The 22,980-nt window shown below is 41.0% G+C and carries 13 protein-coding genes and 1 tRNA gene; 5 read left to right on the forward strand and 9 right to left on the reverse strand.

Annotated features, from left to right (window positions below):
- Nucleotides 1-15 precede the first annotated feature (15 nt).
- Entirely contained in the window at nt 16-1,815 is a 1,800-nt protein-coding gene (locus ABFX33_RS11415; protein WP_346086177.1) for a RagB/SusD family nutrient uptake outer membrane protein, read from the forward strand.
- A 120-nt stretch (nt 1,816-1,935) separates the two neighbouring features.
- Entirely contained in the window at nt 1,936-4,314 is a 2,379-nt protein-coding gene (locus ABFX33_RS11420) for an outer membrane protein assembly factor BamB family protein (protein WP_346086178.1), read from the forward strand.
- Between the two features lie 155 nt (nt 4,315-4,469).
- Here ABFX33_RS11420 and ABFX33_RS11425 read toward each other — a convergent pair whose 3' ends face one another.
- The 3 genes from ABFX33_RS11425 to ABFX33_RS11435 all read right to left on the reverse strand — a co-directional run bounded on the left by ABFX33_RS11425 (nt 4,470) and on the right by ABFX33_RS11435 (nt 7,679).
- Nucleotides 4,470-5,912: a tagaturonate reductase gene (locus tag ABFX33_RS11425; RefSeq protein ID WP_346086179.1), complete on the reverse strand. Its 1,443-nt coding sequence runs from the start codon at nt 5,910-5,912 to the stop codon at nt 4,470-4,472.
- Between the two features lie 254 nt (nt 5,913-6,166).
- The gene (locus ABFX33_RS11430) at nt 6,167-7,183 is read right to left on the reverse strand and encodes a zinc-binding alcohol dehydrogenase family protein (protein ID WP_346086180.1); all 1,017 of its coding nucleotides are present in this window, start codon (nt 7,181-7,183) and stop codon (nt 6,167-6,169) included.
- Between the two features lie 424 nt (nt 7,184-7,607).
- Nucleotides 7,608-7,679: transfer RNA gene (locus ABFX33_RS11435), tRNA-Glu, on the reverse strand.
- 140 nt (nt 7,680-7,819) lie between these two features.
- Between ABFX33_RS11435 and ABFX33_RS11440 the strand changes: the two genes are divergently transcribed.
- The gene (locus ABFX33_RS11440) at nt 7,820-10,336 is read left to right on the forward strand and encodes a family 20 glycosylhydrolase (RefSeq protein WP_346086181.1); all 2,517 of its coding nucleotides are present in this window, start codon (nt 7,820-7,822) and stop codon (nt 10,334-10,336) included.
- A gap of 155 nt (nt 10,337-10,491) precedes the next feature.
- On the opposite strand, the gene ABFX33_RS11445 is transcribed toward ABFX33_RS11440, so the two are convergent.
- From ABFX33_RS11445 to ABFX33_RS11455, 3 genes are all read right to left on the reverse strand, one after another.
- The gene (locus ABFX33_RS11445; protein WP_346086182.1) at nt 10,492-12,987 is read right to left on the reverse strand and encodes a TonB-dependent receptor domain-containing protein; all 2,496 of its coding nucleotides are present in this window, start codon (nt 12,985-12,987) and stop codon (nt 10,492-10,494) included.
- A gap of 142 nt (nt 12,988-13,129) precedes the next feature.
- Nucleotides 13,130-15,058, reverse strand: coding sequence for a glucosamine-6-phosphate deaminase (gene nagB, locus ABFX33_RS11450; protein ID WP_428835646.1), 1,929 nt, complete (start codon nt 15,056-15,058; stop codon nt 13,130-13,132).
- A gap of 141 nt (nt 15,059-15,199) precedes the next feature.
- Nucleotides 15,200-16,348, reverse strand: coding sequence for a methionine aminotransferase (locus tag ABFX33_RS11455; protein ID WP_346086183.1), 1,149 nt, complete (start codon nt 16,346-16,348; stop codon nt 15,200-15,202).
- A gap of 72 nt (nt 16,349-16,420) precedes the next feature.
- Here ABFX33_RS11455 and ABFX33_RS11460 point away from each other — a divergent pair, with 72 nt between their 5' ends.
- Nucleotides 16,421-17,101 carry a peroxiredoxin family protein gene (locus ABFX33_RS11460; RefSeq protein ID WP_346086184.1) on the forward strand — a complete coding sequence of 227 codons (681 nt, stop codon included), beginning with the start codon at nt 16,421-16,423 and terminating at the stop codon, nt 17,099-17,101.
- 109 nt (nt 17,102-17,210) lie between these two features.
- On the opposite strand, the gene radA is transcribed toward ABFX33_RS11460, so the two are convergent.
- From radA to ABFX33_RS11475, 3 genes are read right to left on the reverse strand one after another with little or no spacing between them, the layout of a single operon-like run.
- Nucleotides 17,211-18,596 carry a DNA repair protein RadA gene (gene radA / locus ABFX33_RS11465; RefSeq protein ID WP_346086185.1) on the reverse strand — a complete coding sequence of 462 codons (1,386 nt, stop codon included), beginning with the start codon at nt 18,594-18,596 and terminating at the stop codon, nt 17,211-17,213.
- Nucleotides 18,597-18,627: 31 nt separating this feature from the next.
- Complete coding sequence (locus ABFX33_RS11470; protein ID WP_346086186.1) at nt 18,628-19,788, reverse strand: dipeptidase; 1,161 nt, start codon at nt 19,786-19,788, stop codon at nt 18,628-18,630.
- The gene (locus ABFX33_RS11475; RefSeq protein ID WP_346086187.1) at nt 19,785-21,509 is read right to left on the reverse strand and encodes a serine hydrolase domain-containing protein; all 1,725 of its coding nucleotides are present in this window, start codon (nt 21,507-21,509) and stop codon (nt 19,785-19,787) included. Before ABFX33_RS11475 ends, ABFX33_RS11470 begins: the two co-directional genes overlap by 4 nt.
- A gap of 171 nt (nt 21,510-21,680) precedes the next feature.
- On the opposite strand from ABFX33_RS11475, the gene xseA reads away from it, so the two are divergent.
- Nucleotides 21,681-22,964 carry an exodeoxyribonuclease VII large subunit gene (gene xseA, locus ABFX33_RS11480; RefSeq protein WP_346086188.1) on the forward strand — a complete coding sequence of 428 codons (1,284 nt, stop codon included), beginning with the start codon at nt 21,681-21,683 and terminating at the stop codon, nt 22,962-22,964.
- Nucleotides 22,965-22,980 lie beyond the last annotated feature (16 nt).

A 22,980-nucleotide genomic window follows, 5' to 3' on the forward strand; every position in this document is an offset into this window, starting at 1 on the left:
TCTAAATCTAAAAAAATGAAACGTATCAATTATATCGCACTGGCATCCCTTATACTACTGGGGACATCCTGTAAAAAAGATTTTCTGGATCGCACCTCGGGATCGGCGATAACCAAAGAAGTATTTTTTAATACAACGGAAGATCTGGCAATTTATACAAATGGTCTATATAAGCAAATGCGTGCACAATATACAGATCTATACTCGGATAATATTGCGTTGAGCAACAATGATCAAAACGCCGAAGTGAGAACTTTATTGGCAGGCACACTTACACCATCTACTGTAACAGGATGGGATAAAGACACTTGGGCTCCCCTGCGTGATGTAAATTATATGCTGGACAATGTGGGTAAAGTTGCTGGTGACCCTGCTGTTATCAATCATTATATCGGAGTTGCCCGTTTACTTCGCGCAAACTTCTACTATAAAATGGTGAAAAAATATGGCGATGTGCCTTGGTACCCCCATGTAATGGGTACATCATCCGAAGACCTTTACAAGGCAAAAGATTCCCGTGCTGCTGTTGTTGACTCCCTCATGAAAGATCTCGAATTTGCGGCAGCAAATGTCCGTCCGGGTGGAGATAATAGTTATTTCACCAAATGGAGTGCTTTGACACTATTGTCCCGGATAGCCCTTCATGAAGGTACCTTCCGTAAATACCACACGGAATTAAATCTACAGAACACTGCAGCAACATTTTTGGAAAGAGCTGCATCAGCCTCGCAGGAAATCATCAATAACGGCGGGTTCTCCATTGCAGGTAGCTCCGCGACCGATTATCGTAACCTCTTTTCAAGCAGCACCCTCGCAGGCAATAAAGAGGTCATTTTCTTACAAAAGAACGGCCGCGATTTAGGAGTTGCCAACAATACACACACAGTGTTGGATTGGCAGTGGGCATTGAGTGCCGAACTGGCCGATGAATTCCTGATGAAGGACGGAACAACATTTACATCCAAAGTAGATTACAAAAAGAAAGCTTTTGTGGACCTATTTAAAGATCGTGATCCTCGTTTAGCCGAAACAATTATGCCGCCGGGTTTTAGTAACAATGTAGCTGGAACGCCGTATATAACACGTCCAGACTTTGGAGGATTACTTCAAATTAAGTTCTATCCGCGCGATCCTGCATTACGTGGTGGCTGGGAACTTAACTATACTGATCTTCCTATCATGCGTTACGCGGAGGTCCTATTAATTAATGCCGAAGCAAAGACCGAATTAGGAAAAATAACGCAAACTGATATTGATGCTACTGTAAACAAGATTCGCGCACGTGTAGGAATGCCTGCATTAAATCTTGCCGTTGCCAATGCAACAGCTGATACCTACCTCGCAAATCAATATCCTTTAGTAACGGGCGCTAATAAAGGCGTGTTGTTAGAAATCCGTCGCGAACGTCGAGTAGAACTTGCCTGTGAAGGATTCCGTTTTGATGATCTTTACCGCTGGAAATCGGGCAATATACTCGCCAAGGCTCCAAGTGGCATGTACATCCCTAAGCTGGGACTTATTGATGTCAGCGGTGATGGTGTTGGTGATATCATTATCCTAAAAAAAGGAGATAACAGTCCTATAGCTGGTATTCCTGAGGATGATCTTAAAAAGATTCCTAAATTCTATGTCAATGACGGTATATTTTATCTGGAAAACGACAATTCAGGAAGAATCATGTTCATCGACGACAAAACAACCCGTCCAAGGAGCTTCAATGAGCAAAGATATTATTACTTCCCTATACCGATCGAGCAAACTGTTCTCAACAATAAGCTGAAACAGCCGAAAGGTTGGGAAGAATTTGACCTGTAAAAAAGCAACATTCATAACCTCGGTAAATAAGTCTAGGTGATGAATATGCTTAATAAGCAGTGAAACCAGTAAAACGAGCCAGTTCTCCGCAGGGAGCAGCTGGCTCTACTTTATAAAACTATGATGAAATTAACGAAACTAATCACATGCCTCCTACTCCCGATCTCGCCCTTATTGGCACAACAACGGACAGGACGGGTTTTTGAAGATCAAAATTCGAACAATCAATTCGAACAGAACGAAAAACAACTTGCCAACATTGTTGTCTCCGATGGTTATGGTGTAGTAAAAACAGACAAGACCGGGACATACAGCTTACCGCACAACCCAAACGCCCGCTTTTTGTCAGTTACCATTCCGAGCGGATATAAAGCAACAAAAACGCACTATATCCCATTGCGCGGTGAAGTTAAAAATTTAGATTTCGCCTTAACCAAAGACACTGTGCAGCAAGCTGATTTTTTGCGTTTTATCCAAATTACGGACACCGAAACTCCACTTTATGGCCCCTGGATAGATAACGTCAGAAATTATGCCCAACAGCAAAAGGCGAGCCTGATTATGCATACCGGCGATATCTGTTATGAACCGGGTATGCTTTTTCATGCCAAGCAAGTAAACTCCGAACTGATGGCCAGACCTACATATTATACGGTGGGCAACCATGATCTCGTAAAGGGGGAATATGGAGAAAAACTATTTGAAGACCTCTTTGGTCCCACCTATTACTCGTTTGATGCTGGTCCTGCCCATTTTGTCGTGACACCAATGCCAAATGGAGATTATAAACCAAGTTACACAGCCGACCAGATCATCGCCTGGCTTAAGAAAGACCTTGCAACAATGGACAGATCAAAACCCTTGATCTTTATCAATCATGACTTCTTCGCTGGTCCAGACTTTATCCTGAAAGGTGAGAAAGAGCAAATTGACTTGATGCAATTTAATCTGAAAGCTTGGTTTTATGGCCATTGGCACAACAATTTTGTCTTTAAACAAAAGGGAGTCTATGTTGTCTGTTCAAACGCTCCCAATAAAGGAGGAATTGATAACTCGGCAGCGCAGTTTGTCGTGGTCGATATCGACAAACAAGGAATCAAAGATATTAAACCTATTTATACCAATCTACGTGACCATATCCAACTAGTACATCCGACCGCTGACCAGCAAATAAATATGCTAGAAACTCTTCCAATCGTGGTCAGTGCTTATGACAGTGAGCGAAAAATACAAAAGGTAGCCGTGGAAATCTCTGCCCACGAAACCGGTAAACGTCTAGCCAATGTTCAGCTGTCTCCTTCTGGCGATTGGTTATGGCAAGCAAAAGTACCATTCGGAAAACAAAAAGGACAATATGATGCACTCATTACTATTCATTATGAAAATGGTGAACAAGCCTTAAAAAGGCAGTCTTTTAATTTGGCTGGCCATGCAGAAAGCACCATGAAACTACAATGGTCTGCTGCTGTAAACGGAAACATCTGGAAAACCAGTCCGCTAATTGTTGGAGATAAACTTTTCGTTGCGACGATGGACGATGGTATTGGGACTAATCATTCCATTATAGCACTAGATAAACGCACCGGCAAAACGCTGTGGTCATTGCCAACAATCAATTCTATCAAACATAAGCTGCGCTACAGCGACGGAATATTGCTCGCAACTGACGTCGAAACAAATGTATATGCCATCGATGCAAACACAGGCAAAATCCTGTGGACAAAAAACCCATCCAATCCAAGTCTTCCTACATTCGTATCTGGTCCAGCACTTGACAGCGGAATTTATTATGCAGGCCTGGGCAAACGTATGTCAGCAATTGACATCCATACCGGAAAAGTGCTTTGGGAAGGTGTCGATCCATCGGGCGGGGAAGCGACTCCAGCAGAGCTATCGGTCGTAGATCAAACCTTATTGGCGGGATACAATTGGAATGCCTTATGTGCATATGATATCCAAACGGGAAAGCTACTTTGGAAACGTCAGGAAGATGGGCTACGTTTTAGAAGCGGCGGCGTTACAGCAAAAGACGGTTATCTGTATACAACGGGGCTCAATGGTATATTTAAGCTAAACTTAAAGACTGGCGAAATCGCACAAAAAAGCATCAAAACAGATGATTTCAAAGTCATGGCCTCGCCCAAAATTATTGAGGACCTATTGGTCATGCCGACATCCACAAACGGAATAAAAGCATACGACCCTCAGACTTTAGAAGAGAAATGGCATTTTTCCACTGGCGAGGCACTGGTATACACCTCCCCTTACAGTAGTCCTGACCAACATAAATTGGTTGGAACCGTAGAGTCATCGGTAACTGAAGCCAAAGGAAAGCTCTTTTTCGGGGCTTCGGATGGTTACTTCTATGCACTCAACAAGCAAGGGAAGCTACTCTCTAAATTTAATCTGGGTGCTCCTATTTTTTCAGAAATCACAGTAGATGGCGATTTTATTTATATCGCTGATTTCGCAGGAAATGTTTCCTGTTTTAAATTCTAATAGACAATAGCATCTGCAAGACTCCCGAATCTGGGAAATGCCTAAATTCGGGAGTCTTGTTTATTTGTCAATTAAAAGACCACCTGAAATATCAATGAAAAAATTAATCAATTAATCTGTAATCTATCCTAGATTAAAAGACACTTTTGGTTAGTCTATAAAAAATAATTTATGGTTGCCAATATACCTTGCCGCTCTATATGAGTAACTATTGTATGAACTATTGAAGTGAGACCTGGATAATTATGAAGTGGTTTATCCCAGATCTTAGGATCGGATAATATCCTTGTTGTAAAATCGGAATACTCCTGGTGTCTTAATATTATTAAGCTGGCGTCATCTTGAAATGAAGGTTCTGTTGTGTCTTGATTGCATATGACAAGTATGTATGCAGCTAGGCCAATAGCAATACCAATCGGTGGTTCAGATTGTTTACTATACCATTGTTCAATTAAAGGACACACGCGCATGTTAAGTTTGGTCGTATACTGAAATGCGATGGACTGCCATTTGTGTAATAAAAATGGGTTCTTAAAACGATCAATAACTGCCTCACCAAAGGGTTGAATAAGTTCATGACTGATCCCTGATTGCTCAACTATTGGACTTATCTCTTTAAAAAGTAAATATTGAATATAACGGTCTAAGATCTCATTATTAAAGAAGTCCTTAACAAATTCTGTATTGGACAAGAGCGCAATACCACAACATAAGATATGCGGAGCATTAAGCAGACGCAGTTTCAATTCGCTATATTGCGCTATGCTGGGAACTATCTTCACGGTACTGTCAACCCATGCAAAACTCAAAATACTCTTAACATCCTGATTATCTGATTCAATAGCCCATAATTTATACGGTTCGGCCATAATTGCAAGCTGATCTGTATAGGAAAGGTCCTCTTCAGAGACCTTACCGGGAACAATACGATCTACCAGTGAGTTGCAAAAGTAATTGGCCTTGTCAATCCAATCAATAAAATCTTTGCTTAATTTTTGCTGTTCCGCCATCCAGACGATGTTACGCTTTAGTACTTTAGCATTATCTGAAACTAACTCCGTAGGAATGATGACAAGACCTTTAGAGTTATCGCCATTAAAATAGGAAAATCGATGATATAAATAAGCTGTTACCTTTGCCGTAAAGCTTACCGGGGGACTGTCATCAATAGCTCCTCCCAATTCCAACAGTCCAGCTTCAGTTGTATTTGAAATCAGAATGCTGATCAAAGGAGAAGTCGCTGTCGTTAGTATTTCTTCCCACGAATCATGGACAGACAACACCCTGGAGATGGAAGCATTAATGCATTTCAGTTCTTTAATCTTTCCTTTCTCCATCCCCCTCGTAATCAAAGTATAGAGCCCATTTTGATTGTCAAATGCAGTTGTATTTCCAGTGCGTGTTGATTTGACAACAACTATACGGCCATTAAATATTCCTTTTTGATTGGCCTGATGGATATAATCATCAGGCAGGCCACGTAAGAGTGCTCCTGTTCCAAATTGGACGACCCGTTCCGGCATAGTAAATATTGACTCCATGGGAACTTCAATTTCCTGATTGTCAATACCCGCTAAATGTTGTTTATCTAAATTCATCACGCTATTTCTTTAATACCAAAAGCTTTTGTTTTCTTTTTACCTATACTTAGTCCTCAGCAAAATGGTCATTATTCAAATTGTACACGCTATTTTGAATGTCATGATTGCGTATAACTATCACTCTGTTTTCATAAACTACTTTTTACTTTGATCGTACTGATAGTCCCTTTGGGTTATTCAAGGTTTTCAATAGAATATATTAATTTATATTATGCGGTATTTTATGGGGACTAAATTATGATTAACTTAAATCAACGAATGGATATCATCGCTTTTATTACCGATGATGATGGGTCGAGCCAACTTTTAAACTTAGTTTTTACTTCATCAAAAAATACCCTGTGTGTAATATAATATTCGGGGTTGATCAATCGCTTTTTCATACAGTTTATTACATGATCAAAATCTTCTATAGTTGCATTTCGACTGCTCATGAGGGTCCCTTCGCGTTTATGGAATTCCGGATGACTCACCATCAATTCACCCTTTTGTAAGCCAACCAATACATATCTGCCACCGTGTGCCATGTAATAAAAAGAATTGTTAATCGCTTTTTGGTTACCTGTAGCATCTATCACCAGTGTAGGCATATCACCAGCAGTAATTTCAGCTAATCTATCGGCTACATTTTCATTGTTTGCATTTATGATGTGTCTTAGATTTAATTTTTCACTACAGAAATTTAAACGATTGTTGTTGACATCTAACGCAATTACTTGAGCGCCAGCAATTCTGGCGAGTTCAATAATACCAAGTCCTATTGGACCCGCTCCGACTACAAGGACAAACTCACCCGGCTTTATCTGGGCTCTACGAAGGCTATGGGCGCCTATAGCCAAAGGCTCTATCAAAGCCAGTTCATCAAAACTTAAGCCACATCCCTTCACCAACAAACGTGCAGGAATCTGTATAAACTCCGCCATTCCTCCATCAGTATGCACTCCGCAGACTTTTATATTTATGCAACAATTAGGCTTTTTACTTAAGCAGGCAATGCAGTTTTCACAATTGATGTAAGGGATAAATGTCACAGGCTCCCCCACTTCAAAGTTTTGATTACCGCCAGTATCGATCAGTTCACCAGAAATCTCGTGCCCCAAAATGCGAGGATAAGTAAAAAAGGGTTGCGTTCCTTCAAATGCATGTAAATCGGTGCCGCAAACCCCGATGCGATGTATTTTTATAATTGCAAAATCAGCCTTAGCTTTTGGCATGGTGCCGTCTTTGTATGCTAGTTTTTGTGGTCCTGTACAGATTAGAGTTTTCATAATTTACCGTCTTATTGACACTTAATCATATACTAAAAGCCAAATGTCCTATTTAAACCTTCCTCGCTAATCAAATTTCCCCGATATAGATGATGCCAAAAACTTTTAGGTATGTGGGTATGTGTCAAACCAATATTCTATTCAATATGCTCGAGCGAATTCGCGCTTAAAGCAATACTACTTATTCCCGAAGCTGCTATCCCAAATTTTGCACACACTGCTACTGGAGTAAGATTCATTTGCCTTTAATATTCAGTTATTAAGAGCAAAAATAATTTTTTGAAATCGATTTCCAATATTTTAATTCATTTTTGAAAAATAGGGGAATAAGGGCGGAGGAGAGCTTGATCTAGATATGCGAACAAAGTAGCGGAAGAGGACAAAAAAAAGGCAAATCAAGTAAAAACTTGATTTGCCTACCCTGTAGCCCGTAGGGGAATCGAACCCCTGTTTCAAGAATGAAAATCTTGCGTCCTAACCCCTAGACGAACGGGCCATTTTCTGTTTCGGTGTGCAAATATAGAAAGTTTTCTAAATCCGTCAAAATTTTATCGAAATTTTTATTCATTTTTTTCAAAATAGATCTTAAAACCCTCTAAAATAGCTATATTTAGACTCATTGAAAAAGTAACCAACATGACTAATTTTAAAAAAATTAAAAATCCTCTACTCTATGCGGGTCTTGGCATGGCACTTTTTAGCCAAGCAGCATATGCTCAAAAATCGAGCTCAATTGCAGATCAGCTGCAACTCACCTGGCAGGTCAAGGATGGCCAGAACATCCGTAAAAATCCTGTCTCAACAATCATTCTGAAAAATACGAGCAAAAGTGCGATACAGCTCAATGATTGGAGCCTCTGGTTTAATTTTATCAGATCTATTGATCCTGGTAAAGTAGATAAAAGATTTGCCATTGACCACAGGAATGGCGATCTATTTCAGGTAAGCTTTAAGAAAAACAATTTTTTATTAAAATCACAGGACACCATCCATATTGATTTCATCACAACAGGACTCGTCAATTATACCGACGGGCCAATCGGTTTGTACATAAAAAATAGCAAAACTGGGCTTTCAACAGATATTCAGAACTATACTGCGGTGAAAACAGCACCTCAGTCCGATGCTGAAAAAGCGGATTATTGGTCTTATAAATATGACCAAAATAAACTTACCGAAGGTATAGAGGCGCAGGCCATTATCCCCCTACCCAGCAATATTAGTATTAACAATAATACAAAGTTCAATATATCGGCTAGTACAAAAGTATTTATCGCCAGTGAATTCTCTTCCGAAGCAAGCTTTCTGACAGATTTCCTAAACAAATACGCAGGTATCAAGTTGTCAACTAGCTCTGAAAAACAAGATGCTGTTGTTATCGTCAAAGCAAACGATCTGAAACCTGAATCTTATCGACTAAACATCGATGCAAAAGGTATCCGTATAGAAGCAGCGGATAAGGCCGGTGCATTTTATGCCATACAGTCTTTGAAATCCTTGATTAATCATCAACAATGGAATAAAACGAGCAAATCAATTGCCTTACCTTACACAAAAATAGAAGATAGTCCTCGTTATGGCTACCGTGGATTTATGTTGGATGCGGCCCGTAATTTTCATAGCAAGGCAGAGGTGCTGCGCATTTTGGATCTGATGGCTGCCTACAAATTAAATAAATTCCATTTCCACTTTATTGACGATGAAGGTTGGCGATTGGAAATTCCATCCTTACCGGAACTGACTGCAGTGGGGGCCAACCGTACCGCTAATTTTGAAGACGGCAAAGGAATTCAACCTGCTTACGGCTCTGGTGCAACTGCAAAAGCGCATCAATTCTACACCGTAGCTGATTATATCGAAATATTACAATATGCTAAAGCAAGGCATATCGATGTGATACCTGAAGTAGAAACACCGGGGCATGCCCGTGCTGCGATCAAAGCAATGCGTGCACGCTTTGCTCATTTTACAAAGGCGGGCGACAAACAGAAAGCAGAAGAATTCCTGTTGGATGACGCGGATGACAAATCGATCTATAACTCCGCACAAAACTGGAACGACAATGTGATGAACCCTGCCCTACCTTCAACATATCATTTCCTGAGCAAAGTGGTCGATGAAATCAAAACGATTCATGAAAAAGCTGGAGTACCGTTGAAAATTATCGATTTGGGAGGAGATGAGACACCGAGTGGTGTCTGGGAAAAATCACCAAAAATCCTTGCATTCATGAAGGATAATAATATCAGTAATGTACTTGATGTTTGGCCGATATATATCGCCAAAATTAACAAGCTCGTTCAAGATAAGGGTTTGACGATGTCTGGATGGGAAGAGATGGGCATGCGCAATAAAGGGAAAGGAATGGAAGTTAATGCTGAATTGGGCAAATCCGGCATCCATCTCAATGTATGGAATAACCTTCCGGGTCAAGGACAGGAGGATTTAGCTTACCGCTTAGCAAATGCAGGCTATAAAGTTGTCTATACCAGCGCGGCAAACAACTACCTGGATATGTCTTGGGACCGCGACTTTGCAGATCCAGGCCATAGCTGGGTAGGTACTGTAAACCTGAACAGAACCTATTCTTTCTCACCGGAAAACTTCTTTATCAATCTTCGTAAAGATGATACTGGAAAAGATCTTGTAAAAGAAGCTTATACCAACAAAGAGCAGCTTACTACTGAAGGAAAGAAAAATCTGCTCGGCATTAAGGGTGCACTCTGGGCCGAAAAAGTATCGACAGATCAACGCCTTGAAGAGATGATATTCCCTCGATTAATTGCTATTGCCGATCGTGCCTGGGCGCAAGAACAAGACTGGGAAAAAGGGAACTCGTATGACGAAGCAAGCTATCGTAAATCCTACACAGCCTTTATTAAAAAATTAGGAGAGGATGAATTGAAGAAACTGGATATTATTGATGGGGGTTACACCTATCGCCTTCCGAAGCTTGGTATTAAAAAAGAGGGCAACCAACTCCTTATCAACACCGATTATCCAGGGTTCAAAGTATATTATACGGACAATGGAAGCACACCGACGTTGAAATCAAAAGAAGCAAGTGGTGCAATTCCTTATCAAACGGGCAAGAAATACCTATTCAAAGTCTTTGATGCCAAAGGTAGATCCGGAGAGGTTATTGCTTATTAAAAATCAAACTGCATGATCTCAATAAAACAGGGTTATCAGGCAACTTAAAGCTCATAGGTGAATCTATAAACTAAAGCAATCCTGAAATGGAAAAAGGGATGATTTCGAATAGAAATCATCCCTTTTACTTGCACTCACGATTAAATGCGTTCTGCTTAAAACTTATAGCTTAATGACACGGCAGCATTTCTAGGGTCGATCTGATTGATAAAACCGCCTCTAAAATACGAATTCAAGCCAATCTCATTGGTGATATTGTTAACAAAAACTTTTGCATCAAACCTCCGCCATTTATACCCCACCTGTGCATTTAAAGTTGTATAAGCTGGCATATTGAATGGTTTTTCGCCATAATATTCACCGTGGCCTTGCGGTGTTAGACTATACTCATTTACTGGACGATCGCCCACATAATACACTCCGGCACTTAAGCTCAGATTTCTTAAAGCACCTTGATTAAAGACATATTGCACCCAAGCATTGGCCGTATGCTTTGGCGCATTCATTGGAGCAGAGCCATTCATGTAGGATGGAGAATTTTTATATCGGGCATCTAAATATGCATAGCCCAACATAACCGTTAGATTTTCCAACACACGACCGTTTAATTCAGCTTCGATACCATCCCGGACTAAATCACCCGCTTTAAAATAAAGACCTGTCGGTTGATTCGCCTCATTATATTCCGCATTCGTTAGGTCAGATGTATAAATATGGAAATAAGTTAAATTGAAACGCAGTCTATTATCCAACCAATCTGATTTAATCCCCCCTTCGAATTGTTCGGTAGTTGAAGCACCCGCCTTGGTCCCATCAACCATTGGATTGGCTGCACTTCTGAGACTGGTTGAGTTCGTATAAGATCCGAATACATTGAAATTCTCGAAAGGCGTTACGATAACACCTGCCATCGGATTCCAAGCTGATACCCTCTTATTTCCGTTTGATATAAAATCCTTCGTCGTCATCTCAGAGTAACGCAAACCCAATACTGCCTTAATGTATTTATTGAATTCAATAACATCCTGCGCCATAAAGCCAACAGAAGAATAGTAATTTCTAACAGGAGTTTTAGCCTCAAAAGCCACCTTCTTTCCTATCTGATTATTCCCCAATGAATCCACATAAGATACTTGGGTCAAATCGTTGGCCCAATCGCCATGAATATCAATCACGTCAATTATACCACCGGCTAAAGCTGCCTGATCAGGCTTTGACAAGGGAACTTTACTGTCCAACAAACTCAATTTGGTACCAAACGAAGTTGTTGTTGCATCGGCGATACGATAGTCAACTCCCGCCTGTACCAAATGCTTTACCTTACCTGTATAAAGATCTTTTCCAATCAGATCAAACTGAAATGTCTTATTCTTATCATCTCTTAAGCTCTTACTCATCTTCCGCGAAAAGGTATTGAACTTTTCCTCTTTGTCCTCTATCAGAGTCGCCGATGTTGTCAAGTTATCGACCTGGTAAGATGAGGTCGCTATTGAGGCGCGAATACTCCAACGATCGCTCAATTCATGATTGATCTGCCCCATAAAGCTCTTCATCTCTGTGTTAACATTATCAGAATTCATACCTAAGAATTTATTATTGGGTATGACATATAAAGCATTAATACTCTGCGAAGGGTTTAAGTTAACCGCCGAATTTACCGGGGTACGGTTATCGTTGAAATAGTCTCCTTCCAATGTGATCGTTGTTCTCTCAGTAGGTTTCCAGGCCAGTGATGGGTTCAGATAGACACGGTTGGCTGAAAGCCCTTTTCTGAAACTATCATTTCTTTCATAGGCACCATCCATACGAAAAGCGACAGTCTCTTTTTTGTCTAATACGGTCTGAAAATCGAATGTCGGCCGAAACTGCCCCCAGCTTCCCACACGTACCCCAACCTCACCAGAGTTTGTAAAATTAGGCGTTTTTGTCACGACGTTAATCACCCCACCGGCATTCCCGAGGTCAGTAATAACACCTTGCGTCACCGCTGCAGATCCTTTGATCATCTGGATAGACTCCACCCCTTGCATATCAACGACGCCAGAAGCTGTCTGAAACTGCGAGTCCATACGTACACCATTTTTCAAAACTGGTACACCCCTGAAACCCCGTGTAGATAGGGATTCTTTGACGCCACCGTAAGAACCAAATAGTGTAACACCCGGAATATTTCTAACAGCATCAGTCAATGTCAATATACCCTGATCTTGAATTACTTTATTGGATATCACCGATATACTCTGAATCTGATCGGAAGGTTTTAACGGCATACGGGTAATCATCTCAAGCCCCTTCGGCTTTTTATTTCGCTCACCAAACACTTCCACCTCATCGATGGCTTGCTCATTGCCTACTAACACCACCGGTTTCATGACGACCTCACGGCTAGTGGAACTAAAAACATAATCAACCGATGTCGCCTGATAACCTAGATAAGTAAAACGAATGATTGCATTCTGATTGATACCCTGAAGCCTGAAATGACCTTTATGGTCTGTCCGTACTGTTTTATCACCGATTGAAACGGTTACTGAGCTTAATGGGTTGTTGTTTGCATCTACAACCTTTCCTTTTACGATTCCTGAAGTTTGACCGTATACAGCGCTTCCGATTAAAAATGTAGAGGCAAGTGCAAGTAAGTGTTTGTCCATGTTAATAATCTTGGGTAATTATTTTTAATTAATCTAAATAGTTAAGCAAAGGTATAAAAATTTTGCTTGCTATAACAACTAAAAACAAAAAAGCTCTGAACCAATTAAGATTCAGAGCTTTCCTATATTAATTCAGACTATTTTAGTCAAATTTCCATCTTACAAAAGCTTCTATCGCTTCATAGTTTGCAAGACCTAATCGGTCATACATTGCTGCGGTATCGCTCGTACGGTCTTCAGCACGTACCCAGAATTCACGTGGATCATCACCTGGGAATACAGGTAGATCTTTTTGGGATTGATGTTTGAAGATCGCTAAACGCTTGCGATATACCTCTTGTGGAGATAATGGAACGGCCATTTCGATCTCATGGATCGGATATTCATGCCATGCACCTCTATACAACCACAACCAACAGTCTTTTGTCCACTCGTCAGTTTTGCTCAATCTTCTCAAAGCTTCAAACAAAATATCGAAACATACTTTATGCGTACCATGTGGATCTGCAAAATCTCCTGCTGCGAATACTTGGTGCGGTTTTACCTGACGCAACAATTCCATCGTTTGTTGGATATCATCTTCAAACGATACATCCTTTGCAAATTTTTGTCTATCGTAGAATGGTAGATCTTGGAAATGGATATTTTCATCTGGCAACCCGACTAAACGAGCTCCGGCAATAGCTTCTCCTTTACGGATCAATGCCTTTATTTTGCGAACAAGTTCGGTATCGATCTGATTTGGTTTTTTAGTCGCAAAGATTGCTCTTTCTTCATCATAAATCTGATTGATTTGAGCTGCCTCTGTATTTGCACCAATTTGATTTGCTAAATCTTCAGCAAACTCCAGGTAACGTACCACATCATCATCCCATACAGCCGTATTACCACAAGTCTGGTAAGCAACATGCACATTGTGCCCTTGGTCAGCCAGACGGATAAATGTTCCACCCATAGAGATCACATCATCATCAGGGTGTGGCGAAAATACGATCACGTTTTTCTTAGCCGGATTCGCGCGCTCTGGACGCTGTGAATCGTCTACGTTCGGCTTACCTCCCGGCCATCCAGTAATTGTATGTTGAAGCTCATTAAAGATTCGGATATTAATGTTATAAGCAGGGCCAGTTTCTGTAACCAGCTTGGCCATACCATGCGCATTGTAATCTTCATCTGTAAGTTTTAAAATCGGCTTATTGATTTCCAGTGCTAACCAAACAACAGCTTTTTTGATCAATGTTGGCGTCCAGGTAACATCTTCTGCCAACCATGGAAGGTCAAAACGTGTCAACAAGGATGCTGCTGCCTCATCTAAGATGAATTCGACATTATCCGATAGTTGAAGATAGGTTGCAGGAATCTCTGACGAAATCTCGCCCTCAACCGCTTTCTTAATGATCTCGGCTTTCGTTTCAGTCCAAGCCATCAAGATAATCTCGCGTGCTTTGAAAATTGTACCTACGCCCATCGTGATGGCTTTTCTTGGCACATTTTCTTTACCACCAAAGGCACGTGATGCATCCCGACGTGTCAAGTCGTCCAAGGTTACAATACGGGTACCAGAGTTTGGAGCAGAACCCGGCTCATTAAATCCAATATGGCCTGTACGACCGATACCTAATAATTGAATATCTAAACCGCCAGCAGCAGTAATCTTTTGTTCGTATGCTTCACAAAACGCATTGACTTGATCCGGAGCCAGGGTACCATCAGGAATATTTACATTCGCCTTATCAATGTCTACGTGATCAAACAAATTCTTGTTCATAAAGGTCACATAGCTCTGATCGGCATCAGGTTGCATAGGGTAATATTCGTCAAGATTGAAGGTAATCACGTTCTTAAAGCTTAAACCTTCTTCTTTGTGCAAGCGAATCAATTCTTGATAAACTTTCACCGGTGTAGCACCAGTAGCAAGACCTAGAACAGCTTTTTCACCTTTCTCCTGCTTTGCACGAATAATTTCAGCAATACGATTTGCAACGTTTTTCGAAGCTGAATTTTGATCTGGATAGACGCTTACGGGGACTTTTTCGAAGCGTGTTTCTTCCAATAAATTTAATCTAGCCATTTTATGGATATATTGATAAACGTGAATTACAAATTTATGAAATTAGTGAGTTAAGTTGAAGTAAAATTTTAATAAAGTGGCTTATTCTTAACAATATTTTAAATAAATCCTTTTAGCCCTTATTTTAGCATAGAAATCCCACTATATTTCGTTTAAAATCGCTACTGCTTTTAACAAAGTATCATCCTGCTTAGCAAAACAAACACGTAAAACTTGCTGATCTGTAGCTTGTTTATAAAAGGCAGAGAGCGGAATCGTCGCTATTTTGTGATGTTTTGTCAAATAGCAGGCAAAATCAAACTCCTTCTCCTGACTAATGGCACTATAATCGAGATTAAGAAAATAGGTCCCTTCACAAGGGAGAATCTTGAAGCGAGACGGCGCCAATCCATTTTTGAGTAAGTCTCTCTTCTTCGCAAAGAAACCAGCAAGACTCTCCACATAAACAATATCTCTCAAATATTCGGCAATTGCGATCTGCATAGGTGTATTAACACTGAATACATTAAACTGATGGATTTTCCGAAATTCGCGCATCAATAGAACTGGCGCAACACAGTAGCCGATCTTCCATCCCGTGGTATGCAACAGCTTTCCGAAGGAAGCAACAACAAAACTCCGTTCACGCAAGCTCGGTATACTTAAAACAGATTGCGGTGAAACGCCATCAAAAACGAGATGTTCATAAACTTCGTCGCTTAATAACAGGGTGTTTGTTCCCGCTAATAGCACCCCAAGTTTATTTAGATCCTCTTTTCCGAGTACTTTTCCAGTAGGATTATTCGGATTATTGATAATCACCAATCGCGTTTTTTCGTTGATGAGTGTAGCCACATAATCCCAGTCAATTTGAAAATCTGGTGCCAATAATCGAACTGGAACAACCTTACCGCCAAACAATTCAATCGTTGGGGCATAACTATCGTATGCCGGTTCGAATATAATTACTTCATCTCCCTGGCTGACGACTGTTGCTATAGCCGTAAAGATGGCCTGTGTTCCCCCGGCTGTAACCGTGAGTTCTTCAGTCGGATCTATATCCACGGCATATACCGCCTTGTATTTATTTACGATCGTCTCCCGTAGGCTTTGTGCACCGATCATTGGTGCGTATTGGTTGTGCCCTTTTTCCATTGCGGCAGAGACCAATTGTACAAGCTTGGGGTCTGTCTCAAAGTCTGGAAAACCCTGTGACAGATTCAGCGCCTGCTCCTCATTGGCAAGCGTGGTCATCTTGGTAAAGATCGATGTACCGACATGTGGAAGTTTAGCTATTAGGTTGAAGTTCATTTTTTGACATTTTATTAATCTACCAAATTAGTGGATTTTCTTATATTTGTAAATATATACAAGAATAGCAACATGATAAAATACATCACACTACTTTTTTTGGTTCTTCCGTTCTTTGGTTTAGCCCAGAAAAAAGAATTGACCAAACAGGAATATATCGCCCGCGTAAAAGCAACACCGGATTCCATCTCAACTTTAGTTGATTTGCGTCGTGTAGGCGGCTACGACCCTGTCTATACCGAGTTACAGGCGCTTTATAACACCTTGAGTGGCAATGTAAAGAATTCCAATGAAGGAAAAGAGTTTCAGGAATATCTGAATGCGCTAGAGACTGTTCAGATCGGCAAAGTTGCGCCTGCTTTTACACAAAATGATACAACAGGCACCCCTGTACAACTATCCGATTTCAAAGGTAAATATGTATTACTTGATTTTTGGGCTTCATGGTGTCCAGACTGTCGCGTTGAAAGTCCAGATCTTGTAAAAACTTACGAACAATTCAAAGGAGACAACTTTGAAATCCTGGGTATATCCTTTGACAAAGACCGCAACTCTTGGATCAAGGCCATTCACACAGATAAGCTACATTGGAAACATGTTTCTGACTTAAAACGTTGGCAAAATGATGTTGGTACATTATACGCGGTGAAATCTATCCCCCAAAATGTGTTGATTGACCCGAATGGAAAAATCATTGCGAAGAATTTACATGGTGATGCTTTACGTGCCAAGCTAAAAGAAGTATTAAAGTAAGAAGGAATGTTAGCCATGAGGCTATAGGGAAATAGAAGAAATATTAAAGAAAAAAACAGGTGTCCGAAAATTCGGGCACCTGTTTTTTTAATATGGTTCTTATGCTATATTAGCCAAATAAGGCGCTAAACAGGTCTTCCAATTTAGCTACTGGTCTAATGGCAATATTATATTTCTTGGCATCCAATCCTTTGGTATTAAACTTGGAAATAAAGATCCCATCAAAGCCCAACTTCTCAGCTTCTTGAATACGTTGTTCAATCCGGTTGACAGCTCTGATCTCTCCGGATAAACCTACTTCGCCAGCAAAGGTCAGGCTGGTCTTTATCGGAATATCTTGTTGTGACGAAATAATAGCCACGATAACTGCCAGATCGATGGCTGGGTCTTCAACGCGAAGTCCTCCGGCAATATTCAAAAATACATCCTGCGCGCTTAACCGAAAACCAAATCGCTTTTCCAATACAGCCAACAACATGTTTAATCGTTTTGTATCATAACCTGTAGATGAGCGTTGGGCAGTTCCAAATGCGGAATTGCTCACCAAAGCCTGAACTTCAATCATCATTGGACGCATCCCCTCTAGCATAGCCGCAATGGAAACACCGCTCACGGGCTCATCGCGTTGTGAAATCATAATTTCGGACGGATTCGACACCTCCCGCAATCCGGAACCCTGCATTTCATATATACCTAATTCAGACGCGGAGCCAAACCTATTTTTTACCGCACGCAATATACGATAGACGTGATGGCGGTCACCCTCAAATTGGAGTACGGTATCAACCATATGCTCCAAGACTTTCGGTCCTGCAATGGAACCATCTTTGGTAATATGGCCTACAATAAATACTGGGGTGCTGGTTTCTTTGGCAAACCGTAGTAATTCGGCTGTACATTCCCGCACTTGGGAAACCGACCCTGGTGCCGATTCAATCTGCGCTGAATGCAAGGTTTGGATGGAATCTATGACAATGACATTAGGTTGTACTGTCTCGATCTGCTTGAAAATATTTTGTGTAGATGTTTCTGTCAGAATATAACAATTGGCTTTGGAGGATTGTGACAATCGCTCGGCCCGCATCTTGATTTGCTGCTCACTCTCCTCTCCGGAAATATAGAGGGTCTTGACCTGTGGAATGGACAAAGCCAGCTGAAGCATCAATGTGGATTTTCCAATTCCGGGTTCACCTCCTATCAAAACCAGGGACCCCGGGACGATTCCCCCTCCCAACACCCGATTAAACTCCTGATCTGGAGTCAAGATACGCGATTCATCCTGATATACAATCTCATGAATAATAGCTGCTTTGTTTGCCCGCTTTGTATTCCCTGTTGTTGTGGTGCTTCGCCATTCAGGAACTTTTGAGCTTGACTTTTCGACCACTTCCTCCACGAAACTATTCCATTGTTTACACGAAGGACACTGTCCCATCCATTTGGGAGCCTCATAGCCACAGTTTTGACAGAAATATGCTGATTTTGTTTTTGCCATTCTACGAAATTACAAATTTCTATCCTTTACTTTACCCTTCGTTTTCTTTTAAAATCCGTAGAAAATTCTGTCCCATGATTTTAGCGATATCTGCTTTGTCGTAACCTCTTTCTAAAAGTCCTTTTGTCAATAAAGGAAATTTAGAAACATCTTCTAATCCTTGGGGAGCAGATTCGATGCCATCAAAATCCGATCCAACGGCAACATGTTCAATCCCTACTTTCTTGACGAGATAATCAATATGGTCCAATAGTTTGGACATTGGTGCATCGACTTCATACCTAACATCTATGGGCAATTTATCATACATCTTCCAGGTACTCAATGCGGTATCGGCATTCTTACCAAATTGCTGTGTATAGATTCTCTTTAATCGTGTCTCATACTCGGGATCTAAAAAACCAGAGTAAAAGTTGACACCGATCACACCGCCATTTTTCTTCAGGGCATCCAATTGTTCGTCTTTCAGGTTGCGGAAATGTGGACATAAACGATAAGCATTACTGTGAGACACCAATATTGGCTTACTGGAAACCGCAAGGACATCATAAAAGGTCTGCTCACCACCGTGGGAGAGATCGACCAGCATGCCAAGTTCATTCATTTTTCGGACAATCGCTTTCCCGTGGTCAGTTAATCCCTTCGCCTTGGAATCCATCGCACCAGACTCCATTGCGGCACAACTCGCCCATGGCACATTATAGTTCCAGGTCAAGGTTAAATATTTCGCACCACGTTTATGAAGTTCGATGAGCTTGTCTATGCTACCCTCGATCATATTACCTCCCTCCACACCAATAATCGCAGCAATTTTACCCGTTTTTAGAATGCCATCGATATCTGCGGTTGATTTTGCCAAGGCAATATCCTCCGCATTTGTAGCAATCATTTTTTCCAGGGCATCTATTTGAGCGTTGGCATGCTCAAAGGCTCCGGTCTTCCATTTTGCATCATCCGACCAAACAGCAAATACCTGCACATCGATCCCACCTTCTTTTAGTCGCGGCAAATCCGTAGCACCCGTACTCAATCGCTGACCAATATCCTTTCCTCCGAAAATTGATTCATAGATTACATCATTATGTCCATCCACGATAACCAGATCCTGATGAGCTTTTTTATAATCCTGACTATAAGCCAACCTATTTAAAGATAACATGCCCAGCCCCATCAACAATAGTTTTTCTATCATTTTTTCGCCTCATTAATTGTTTCATAAATGGCATCCTGAATCCGGCTACGGATATTGAGATCCAACAATTTGGTGCTGACCTGCGGGTGCACGCGATTGGATAGGAAGATATAAATCAATTGGTTTTGAGGATCCACCCAGATACAGGTGCCTGTATATCCCGTATGCCCAAAGACAGTGCTATTGGCCAATTTAGAGGGATACTCGTTTTTCGGGTTTGGATCCCAGCGGTCGAACCCCAATCCTCTTCGGCTTGTCGCGGACTGCTTAGACGTAAAAAGATCGATTGTTTCAGTCTTAAAATATCGCTCGCCTCCGTATTCTCCCCGGTTGAGCAAAAGCTGGCCATATATCGCGAGGTCATTAGCTGTGGCAAATAAGCCGGCATGTCCAGCGATACCGCCGGCCATAGCTGCTCCCTGATCATGCACATAACCTTCCAACAATGTTTTACGGAACGAAGTATCCTGCTCGGTAGGCACAATCTGTTCCTTCGCAAATCGCTCCCTTGGAAGATATCCTGCATGTGTCATACCTAATGGTTTATAGAAATTTTCCTGAACATAATCCTGCAATGGTTCGGCCGTCTGATGTTCGGCAACCTCCTTCATCACATACATGCTAATATCACTATAGACATAGTTTCCTGTTGGCTTAACAGGCGATTTTAACATTTCGGGCCACATCACATCGCGGTAATAATGATTGAGAATATAACTATTGTCAGCCATCTTTACCTGATGTTGTTGGTCCGGTACGGCAACAACATCACCTGCTTTTAAATATTTATAAAAAGGGATAAATGGCGTAAACCCTGCTTCATGCAGCATCACAGAACGCAATTTGATATCTTTTTTATTTGTATACTTTGCCTGCCACAGGTAATGCCCCATCGTACTATCGAGATTAATGATATTACGCTCCGTCAATCGCATAATCACGGGTGTAGTACCCGCAATTTTACTGACTGAGGCCAGATCAAAAATATCACTTGTTTTTGTTGGAATGTCTTTTGAATAGGTATGATAACCATAGGATTTCTCCAATAGCACCTGCCCATCTTTGATAATCATCACAACTGCACCGGGGGTTGCCTGCTTTTCAATAGCTTCTTGTGCAATGGCATCAATTTTTTTGGTCAATTTACCCAAATTCAGATTGGAGTTTTCACCTGAACTGTATTGCAGTCTCGATTGAGCCGTCTTCACATTTCCTACAGTAATGGCAGCACCACCAAAAATAGACATCGCGGCATTGCGTTGACCAAGTTCCGTAAAAGGAGCCAACAATTCGATCAAATCAGATTGGGGATGTTCGGACAATGATCTTTTGTTGCGTTCTTGTTCAAAGAAATGACAAAGAACAACTTTTTTATTGTTCAGTACAGCCTGCTTTAACTGTGACAAGCAATCGGCGTCCAAATCATCTTCCTTACCCGCAACAATAATTGTATTATAATATTTGATATCTTCATCAAATTTACTGAAACCAAATAGCGTAATGGCTGCATAACGTGCCAATTGGCTTGTAAACGCGGCATATTTTTCAGCATGAGGCACAACGACAGCAATACGTAACTGTGCCAGATTACCCAAAGGAAGCAGCTGATCTACATTATTGTAAAGTATGGTTTCATTCTTTATGGTCGACTTATATTGAGCGAACAAGGGGCCAATACAGAACAAACCTGCAAATAACACCCCAAAAAATCCTTTTTTCATTCTGATTTTATCGTTTTTTAGGTTCTATCAAATAAAAATACGAATAAAATAAAAAAGCAAAGTCCTTTCCCTTAAAAAAATCAATTTTGTTACGTCAGTTTTTTACAGCCTCAGTATAGGGATTTTTGGCATGAGCAAGTATAAATCTTTTTTTTTCTGTAAGTTTGGTTAATGCCGGAATTGATTCAAGATAAAACAATATTTTCCCTTTTGGAGGTTAGCAAAAGTATCCAAAAAACGCTTGCTGAGCGTTACAAGAGCTTATATTGGATCAAGGCGGAGATGAATAAACTCAACCATTATACGCATTCCGGACATTGTTACCCTGAGCTCGTTGAAAAGCAAGACGGTAAAATTGTAGCCGAGATCAGATCAACTTTGTGGAAAGCAGACTTCACCCGAATCAACAACAATTTCCTGAAAATTGCGCAAGAACCTCTACGGGAGGGTATTACGATGTTGTTTCAGGCAAGTATTTCCTATGATCCGATGTATGGTTTGAGCTTAAGGATTGTCGATATTGACCCAACTTTTACGTTGGGGGAACTGGAGAAAGAGAAGCTGGATAGCATTAGAAAGCTTAAAGAAGAAGGCATTTACGAGGCTAATAAATCCGTTCCGTTCCCAACGCTTCCAAAAAGGCTAGCGATTATTTCGGTGGAAACAAGTAAAGGCCTTTCCGATTTTTACAAGATTATCAATCAAAATCCGTGGGGTTATCGATTGGAATGCACCTTATTTCCGGCACTCTTACAGGGTGATAAATCTATCCCCTCAATCATCAATCAACTTGCGATCATTGCCGATAAAATAGCTGAATTTGATGTGGTCGCCATTATTCGTGGCGGTGGCGGTGAGGTTGGCTTATCGAGCTACAATAATTATTTGCTGGCACGGGCAATAGCAATCTTCCCTATTCCTGTATTGACCGGAATTGGCCATTCTACCAACTATACTGTGAGTGAGATGGTGGCTTACAAAAATGCAATCACACCGAGTGAGCTGGCTGATTTTCTCATTCAAAAGTTTCATAATTTTTCTGTTCCCATTGACAAAGCAACTGAAAGCATCCAGCAATTGATCTCTACTCGTTTTAAGGAAGAAAGAAATACTTTGGCTCAAATGGCAACGCATATCCAATGGGTTGGGAAAAGAGAACTTCAGACTGCGCGCGCCAATATTCAACAGATTCAGCACGAACTGGCTGCGCTGATCAAACTACGCTTTTATGAACATAAAACGGCGTTGGCGCATACCGAACGGATTATCCAGCTTTCTGATCCGCGGAGGCTGCTTAAACAAGGGTTTTCCATTACAAAAGTCAACGGCAAATTACTTCAATCTATCGATCAGATATCTCCGGGTGATCTGATCCAAACGATGGTGGAAGATGGCGAAATTACAAGTACTGTAACGGATAAGAAGACGCTTAGCGCCAGTTCCGAAAACAACTAACCGGAACTATATTAGC

The sequence above is a fragment of the Sphingobacterium ginsenosidimutans genome, assembly GCF_039536865.1.
Classification (GTDB): Bacteria; Bacteroidota; Bacteroidia; order Sphingobacteriales; family Sphingobacteriaceae; genus Sphingobacterium; species Sphingobacterium detergens.